Origin of the sequence: Hydrogenophaga sp. NFH-34 (assembly GCF_021401345.1) — a bacterium.
In the GTDB taxonomy this organism is placed as follows: domain Bacteria; phylum Pseudomonadota; class Gammaproteobacteria; order Burkholderiales; family Burkholderiaceae_C; genus Hydrogenophaga; species Hydrogenophaga electricum.
The window spans coordinates 1-7,950 of record NZ_JACBGE010000051.1 but is presented as its reverse complement, the minus strand read 5'-3'; the positions used below and the strand labels follow the sequence as shown (position 1 = coordinate 7,950).

The window sequence follows — 7,950 nt, the reverse complement described above, 5'->3', positions numbered from 1 at the left end:
ATCGCAGATTTGAAAGTGAACAGGAAAGTCAATGAAATCAACGATCTACCAACACCACCTCCGCGCCAGTGCTAGCTTTTCGTACCGTCACTTATTGCACTGAAAACGAGGAGACCCCAACGTGGACATCCAGATGCGCACCAATGTGCCGCACATCTTCGCCATCGGCGACATCGTGGGCCAGCCCATGCTGGCGCACAAGGCGGTGCACGAGGCGCATGTGGCGGCGGAAGTGATCGCCGGCGAATTGCAGGGCAACAAGGAACTGGCCAGCGCCGCCTTCAACGCCCGCGTGATCCCCAGCGTGGCCTACACCGACCCCGAAGTGGCCTGGGTGGGCCTGACCGAAGACCAGGCCAAGCAGCAGGGCATCAAGGTCAAGAAGGGCCTGTTCCCCTGGGCGGCCTCGGGCCGCGCCATTGCCAACGGCCGCGACGAAGGCGTCACCAAGCTGCTGTTCGACGACAGCCCCGAAGCAGGATCAGGAGACGGCCATGCTGGCCGGGGCCACGGCAAGATCCTGGGCGGCGGCATGGTCGGCACGCATGCGGGCGACATGATCGGCGAGATCGCCCTGGCCATCGAGATGGGTGCGGACGCTGTCGACATCGGCAAGACCATCCACCCGCATCCGACGCTGGGCGAGAGCATCGGCATGGCGGCGGAAGTGGCGCATGGCAGCTGCACGGATGTGCCGCCTGCGCGCAAGTAAGTCCGCAGCCAAGCTACCCTGACAAGGCCCGAACTGGCGACGGTTCGGGCCTTGTGCTTTGCGTACCCAAACAATCGCCGCAGAATACTGTGCATTTGTACAGTATTCATGTCAGCCACTTCCAAGCCCAAGCTCTACAACCCACGCCACCCCGAACGCACGCTGCTCTACCAAATGGTAGCCGAGCACTACGAGACCTGGCTAGAGTTGGCCAGCGCGGGTCAGTTCGACGGCCAGGGCGACCACCACACCCCCAAGCCCTTCGTGCGCAAAGCGTTTGCCAAGTATCTTGAGTGCGGCATCTTTGCCCATGGCTTTGCCCGCGCTCGCTGCGGCGACTGTGGGCACGACTACTTTGTAGCCTTCTCCTGCAAAGGCCGGGGAGTCTGCCCCTCGTGCACCACGCGGCGGATGGTGGAGACGGCGGCACACCTGAGCGACCACGTTTTCCCCCGCCTGCCGGTGCGCCAGTGGGTGCTCTCCGTGCCCAAGAGGTTGCGGTACTTCATGCAACGCGACGGAGCGGTGCTGAGCATGGTGCTGCGCATCTTTCTGCGGGTGATCGCACAAACTCTGCAGACCCACAGCCCCGGTGCGGCCCATATGGACAAGGCAGGCCTGCACATCGGTGCCATCGCCTTCATTCACCGATTCGGCTCCAGCCTCAATGAACACGTCCACTTCCACGTTTGTGTGGTGGACGGGGTGTTTGAGGAAGTGGAGGGCGAGGGCGATGCTGATGCGACCCCTCGAATCTCATCGCCGGGTGTCATCTTTCACGCGGCCACCGGCATCGATGCGGCTACCGTGGCCCCAGTGCAGACCACACTGCAAAAACGCATCCTGCGCGCCTTCGTTGCTCGGGGCCTGCTGGAGAACTGTGACGCCAAAGACATGCTGGGCTACAAACACAGCGGCTTCTCGGTGGACGCCGGTGTCTGCATCGAAGCCCACGACCGCGCTGCGCTGGAGCGGCTGCTGCGCTATTGCGCGCGTCCACCGTTTTCCATGGAGCGCCTACGCAAAGAGGGAAGCAAACTGGTGTACCGCTGTGCCAAACAGCGCAGCGAGCCCACCAGTGACAAGCGTGGTGCCAAGGCAGATGAGCTGCACCTCACACCGCTGGAACTGATCGACCGCATCGCCGCGCTGGTGCCACCGCCACGCACCCACCGGCACCGCTACTTTGGTGTGCTGGCACCAAACTCGCCGCTGAGAGCGGCGGTAACGGCGCTGGCTCAGCCTGCTGCGTCGCAACCAGCCACGGTGGAGACTGCACAACCTGGCGCGGGCGTACCTGGGGTGGCGGCGCCGGGCAACGCGGCCACACCCACACCCGAACCTGAAGCACGCCCGAAGCGAGCGGCGCATTACTTGTGGGCGGTGCTGATTGCCCGCATCTACGAGGCATTTCCGCTGCTGTGCCCCATGTGCGGTGGGCAGATGCGCATCATTGCCTTCATCACCCACAGCGCCGAAATCCGCCACATCCTGAACCACATCGGGGTGGAGTCTGCCCCCCCGCACATCACCCCGGCACGCGGGCCACCGCTGTGGGAGGGCTGCGACGCGCCGGTGGATGATGGTGCGCAAGGCGAGCCGGATTGGGATCTGGCAGCTCAACCCGACGAGGTAGACCAGCGCGTCAATTGGTGACCCAGTGAAGCGGCGGTATCCATCGCTGCGGGGAAGCAGCTGCGCGCGCGCCAGGCCCAAATGCATACTGCCTCCCAAGCTCTTGCCATTGAGCGGCAAGCGAGCGCTCAACCTTCCTTGGCCGAACGTGTTTCGAGGCCCAAAACTCGTGCCATACTTGGCCTCATGCGGTTGAATTTCCTATCCGTCGCCGTTTTTCGTGGGGCGTTTCGCGGGGTTCGTGCAAAAAGCCCACCAAAACGCATGCTTTAGCAGACCTTCAGCAAGCGGGGCTAGGATCAATCGCATCCTTTCCAGGGTCTCATCGCCCGTTTCCACTCCCACTTCACTGCATGCCCAACACTCCTTCGCGACGATCGCGCAAGCTCCTTGTCGGCCTGGCCTTGCTCATCGTGCTGGCCGTCGCGGCCTTCTTCTGGTTGAGCCCGCCGAAGAAAAGCGACTACCTCACCGCCACCGTGCAGCGCAGCGACCTCGAGAACGCGGTGCTCGCCACCGGCGTGCTGCAGGCCTTCAAGCAGGTCGAGGTGGGTGCGCAGGTGTCCGGCCAGCTCAAGTCGCTGAAGGTGGTGCTCGGCCAGACGGTGAAGAAGGGCGACTGGCTCGCCGAGATCGATCCCGTCATTTCGCAGAACACCTTGGCGCAGGAGCAGGCCAAGCTCGAAAACCTGCAGGCCCAGAAGCTCGCGAAGGAGGTGCGCGTGAAGCAGGCTGAACTCACCTGGGCACGGCAGCGCGAGATGCTGGCGCAGGACGCCGCCGCGCGCCAGGACCTGGAAAGCGCCGACACCGAACTGCGTGCGTTGCGCGCCGATGCCGTGTCGCTCGATGCGCAGATCCGCCAGCAGAAACTGGCCCTGGCCTCGGCGCAGACCAACCTGTCGTACACCCGCATCATGGCGCCCATCGACGGCGACGTGGTGTCGATCAACACGCTCGAAGGCCAGACCGTGGTGGCCTCGTTCCAGGTGCCCACGCTCATGAAGCTGGCCGACCTGTCGACCATGACCGTGAAGGCCCAGGTGTCCGAGGCCGACGTGGTGCGCGTGAAGGCGGGCCTGCCGGTGTACTTCACCATCCTCGGCGACCCCGACACGCGCTACCACGGCACGCTGCGCGCGGTGCAGCCGTCGCCCGAGAAAATCAACAACGCCGTGTTCTTCAACGCGCTGTTCGATGTGCCCAACCCCGAGCGCACGCTGCGTGTCGACATGACGGCGCAGGTCGCCATCATGCTGGGCGAGGCGAAACAGGCGCTGACCGTGCCGCTCACCGCGCTCGGCGCGCGCGACAAGGACGGCCGCCATGAAGTGCGTGTGCTCCTGCCCGACCAACGCGTGGAAAAGCGGCAGGTGCGCGTCGGCATCAGCAACAACTTCCAGGCCCAGGTGCTCGAAGGCCTGAAGGAGGGCGACAACGTCATCACGGGCGACGCCTCGGCACTGGAGAAGACCGACGGCAACGGCGGTGGCAACCGGGGACCGCGCCAGTGACGCAGCCGCTCTTGACCCTGCGCGGCATCGGCCGCAGCTTTCCTTCGGGCGAGCAGGAAGTCCAGGTGCTGAAGGACGTCGATCTGGACATCGGCCATGGCGAGATGCTGGCCATCGTCGGCGCCTCGGGCTCGGGCAAGTCGACGCTGATGAACATCCTCGGCTGCCTCGACCGGCCGAGCACCGGCACCTACACCGTGTCGGGCCAGGACGTCGGCACGCTCGACAGCGACGCGCTCGCCGCGCTGCGGCGTGAGCACTTCGGTTTCATCTTCCAGCGCTACCACCTCATGCAGCACCTGACGGCCACCGGCAACGTCGAGGTGCCCGCCGTCTATGCCGGCACCGAGGGCACGGCGCGCGATGCACGGGCGCGGCAGCTGCTGGCGCGCCTGGGTCTCGAAGACCGCACCGAGCACCGGCCGAGCCAGCTCTCGGGCGGCCAGCAGCAGCGCGTGAGCATTGCGCGCGCGCTGATGAACGGCGGGCAGGTCATCCTGGCCGACGAGCCGACCGGTGCACTGGACAGCAAGAGCGGCCACGAGGTCATGGGCATCCTGCGCGAGCTGCATGCACAGGGGCACACGATCATCATCGTGACGCACGACATGCAGGTGGCGCGCTGCACCGAACGCATCATCGAGATCGCCGACGGCGTGATCGTCGGCGACCGGCCGAACGTACCGACCGTGGCCGCGCCCGCACACGCGGTCGGCGAGGACGCCCCGGCACAGCCTGCCATGACCCGCCCGACGCTCGGCATTGCGCGCTTCAGCACGGGCTGGGCGCGTTTTTCCGAAGCCTTTCGCATGGCCTGGCGCTCGATGATGGCGCACCGCATGCGCACGGCGCTGACCATGCTGGGCATCATCATCGGCATCACCTCGGTGGTGTCGATCGTGGCCATCGGGGAGGGCGCCAAGCGCTTCGTGCTGGCCGACATCAAGGCCATCGGCACCAGCACGCTCGACATCTATCCGGGCCACGACTTCGGCGACGACAAGGCCGCGAGCATCCGCACGCTGCTGCCCGCCGACCTGCAGGCCATTGCCGCGCAGCCCTACGTGCACAGCGTCACGCCCACCACCATGCGCGGCCTGCGCCTGCGCTACCGCAGCGCCGACGTCAACGGCAACGTGAACGGCGTCAGCGACAACTTCTTCAGCGTGCGCGACATCCAGATGGCCAGCGGCACCGCCTTCAACGCCAACGACGTGCGGCAGCAGTCGCAGGTGGTGGTGATCGACCAGAACACGCGGCGCAAGCTCTTTCCCGAGGGCACCGACCCGATCGGCAAGGTCATCCTCGTGGGCAGCCTGCCGTGCACGGTGATCGGCGTGGCGCAGGAAAAGAAGATCATGTTCAGCGAGAACAAGTCGCTCAACATCTGGCTGCCCTACAGCACCGGCGCCAGCCGCCTGTTCGGCCAGCAGCACTTCGACAACATCACCGTGCGCATCCGCGACGGCCAGCCCACCAAGGCCGCCGAAGAGAGCATCGTGCGGCTGCTCACGCTGCGCCATGGCGGCAAGGATTTTTTCACCTTCAACATGGACAGCATCGTGAAGACCGCCGAGCGCACGAGCCAGTCGCTCACCTTGCTCTTGTCGCTGATCGCGGTGATCTCGCTCGTGGTGGGCGGCATCGGCGTGATGAACATCATGCTGGTGTCGGTGACCGAGCGCACCCGCGAGATCGGTATCCGCATGGCCGTGGGCGCACGCCAGAGCGACGTGCTGCAGCAGTTCCTGACCGAAGCCGTGCTCGTGTGCCTGGTCGGCGGTTTCATCGGCGTGATGCTGTCGTACGGCATCAGCTTTCTGTTTTCGGTGTTCGTGAAGCAATGGCAAATGATCTTTTCCATGGGGGCCGTGGTGTCAGCCTTCCTGTGCGCGTCGCTCATCGGCGTGCTGTTCGGCTACCTGCCGGCGCGCAACGCCGCGCGGCTCGACCCCATCGAGGCACTGGCTCGTGAGTAGCGCGCGCCTGACCCTCGGGACGCTCGCCATCGCGCTGGCGCTTAGCGGCTGCACGCTGTTCCAACCGGAGCGGCGCGAGCAGCGTCCGCTCGGCGTGCCGCAGGTGTGGCAACAGCAGCAACAGCCCACGTCGCCGAACGCGGCGGCTATGCCACAGACCCGCTGGTGGACAGCCTTCAACGATGCGCGGCTCGACACCCTGATCGACAACGCCTTGCGCACCAACAACAACCTGGCTGCCGCCGGTATCCGCGTGCAGCGGGCGCAGTTGCAGGCCGGCCTGGCGAACACGAACCTCACGCCGGGCGTGACGGGGCAAGTCGGCACCAGCCGCAGCTTCGACCTGAAGCGCGGTGGCGTGGCCGCATCGACCGCGAGCTCCTCACTGAACCTGAGCTATGAGATCGACCTGTGGGGCCGCCTGTCGGCGTTGCGCAGCGCTGCCGACTGGGAGCTGCAGGCCACCCAGTCCGACCGCGAGGCCACGGCACTGGCGCTGGTCGGCACGACCGCCGAGCTGTACTGGCAAAGCGGCTACCTGAACCACCGCATCGCGCTGAGCGAAGCCGGCATGGCCGACGCAAGGCGCATCCAGGCGCTGGTGCGCGCCAAGTACGCGGCGGGCGCCGTGTCCGGGCTCGACGTCGCGCAGGCCGGCCAGAACCTGGCGAGCCAGGAGGCGGCGCACACGCAGCTGCTGCAACAGCGCGTCGAGGCGCGCAACGCGCTGGCCATCCTGTTCGACATGCCGCCCGACACCCCGAGGGAGGAGCCCTCGCAGCTGCCGGACACCGCCTTGCCCGTGATCGATGCCGGCCTGCCCGCGAGCCTGCTGGGCCGCCGACCCGACCTGCGTGCAGCGGAGCAGCGCCTGCGGGCATCGCTGGCGAACGTCGATGCAACGCGCACCGGCTTCTACCCGACGCTGAGCCTCACAGGCTCGCTGGGTGCGGGGAGCACTGCACTGGGCGAGGTGCTGAAGAACCCGATCGCCACGCTGGGCGCGGGGCTGGTGCTGCCTTTCCTGCAATGGAACACCGCGCGGCTGACCGTCGCCGTGTCGCAGACGCAGTACGAAGAGGCGGTCGTCGGATTCCGCCAGTCGCTCTACACCGCGCTGTCCGAGGTGGAGAACACGCTGTCGTCACGGACCCAGCTGCAAGACGAAAGCGTGAAGCTGGCCTTGGCGCTGCAGCAGGCACAGCGCGCGGAAGCCCTGTCGGAAGTGCGCTACCGCGCAGGCGCCACTGCGCTGCAGCCGGTGCTCGATGCCAAGGACAAACGCCGCATCGCAGAGGTGTCGGTGGCGCAGAACCGGTTGAACCAGCTCAACGCCACGATGACGTTGTACAAGGCGCTGGGCGGCGCGGCCACCGTCGAGTAGGAAGAGAGAAACGGCTCCCAGGCCACAGCAGGTGCCCGGCAGGCGGTGCGGTGTGGGCGGCCCCTCTGTGCCGCCGAGGAGCGCAGCGTTTCGCGGATCAGGGCTTGCAGCTGTCTGAGCCGAAGGCGAGTTCTGCAAGACCCCGCGAAACGCGAGCACCGCAGGGGAGCCCGAAGGGCCGGCACAGTGGGGCCGACCGCGCCGTACCGCCTGTCGGGCGCCCCTCAAACAAGGACTCCACAGGCTGTTGATTTTTTCCCCCGCGCAAACCGGCCTGCCTGGTCATCGCCGTGGACGAGTTCGACCGGGTTGAAGTGGAGGCGGGCCCCGCCCTTGGGTATCCTGCAGGCACCCTCACGGTGGTGCTGCACCACCGTCTACGACAACGACAAGCCGACCTATGTACAAGGACCTTTCTCTCGCCGCCGAAAGGCTCATCCCCTGGGTCGCAGCGCCACTGGGCGCGCTCGGTCTGCTCGCCATGCTGGCGAGCGTGCTGGCGCCGGACCGCCTGCTGTTCGATGCGGGCTACGCCTGCGTGCCCCACGGGACGCAGCTGCGGCTCTTTCCACGCCACATGCGTATGGGCAGGTTCATGTGGTGGCTCAAGGACGCTTTCAGGAACGAGTTGCGCCGGGTGCTCAATCGGGGCGAGGCTGTTAACGCCCTCAAGCGCGCCATTTATACCGGCCGGATCAGCCCGGCGCAGGCCAAACGTGTCGATGA

At 66.2% G+C, this 7,950-nt stretch carries 5 protein-coding genes and 1 pseudogene; all 6 read left to right on the top strand.

The features are described 5' to 3' along the window. Positions 1 to 106 precede the first annotated feature (106 nt). Positions 107 to 712, top strand: a pseudogene (locus tag L0977_RS25115) (FAD-dependent oxidoreductase); the annotation flags it as partial. A gap of 108 nt (positions 713 to 820) precedes the next feature. Next, positions 821 to 2,368, top strand: a complete 1,548-nt coding sequence (locus L0977_RS25110) for an IS91-like element ISPps1 family transposase (RefSeq protein WP_011117152.1) — start codon at positions 821 to 823, stop codon at positions 2,366 to 2,368. A 332-nt stretch (positions 2,369 to 2,700) separates the two neighbouring features. Next, complete coding sequence (macA, locus tag L0977_RS25105; protein ID WP_234267660.1) at positions 2,701 to 3,861, top strand: macrolide transporter subunit MacA; 1,161 nt, start codon at positions 2,701 to 2,703, stop codon at positions 3,859 to 3,861. After that, the gene (macB, locus tag L0977_RS25100; protein WP_234267659.1) at positions 3,858 to 5,840 is read left to right on the top strand and encodes a macrolide ABC transporter ATP-binding protein/permease MacB; all 1,983 of its coding nucleotides are present in this window, start codon (positions 3,858 to 3,860) and stop codon (positions 5,838 to 5,840) included. Before macA ends, macB begins: the two co-directional genes overlap by 4 nt. After that, entirely contained in the window at positions 5,833 to 7,224 is a 1,392-nt protein-coding gene (locus L0977_RS25095; protein WP_234267658.1) for an efflux transporter outer membrane subunit, read from the top strand. The genes macB and L0977_RS25095 overlap by 8 nt, the downstream gene beginning before the upstream one ends. Positions 7,225 to 7,624: 400 nt before the next feature. Next, positions 7,625 to 7,950: Tn3 family transposase (locus tag L0977_RS25090; RefSeq protein WP_234267657.1), on the top strand; the 326-nt coding region annotated here is incomplete at its 3' end.

Excerpts from the sequence above, each read along its gene's own strand:
- L0977_RS25110 (WP_011117152.1), top strand. The coding sequence starts at position 821 with ATGTCAGCCACTTCCAAGCCCAAGCTCTACAACCCACGCCACCCCGAA.
- macA (WP_234267660.1), top strand. The coding sequence starts at position 2,701 with ATGCCCAACACTCCTTCGCGACGATCGCGCAAGCTCCTTGTCGGCCTG.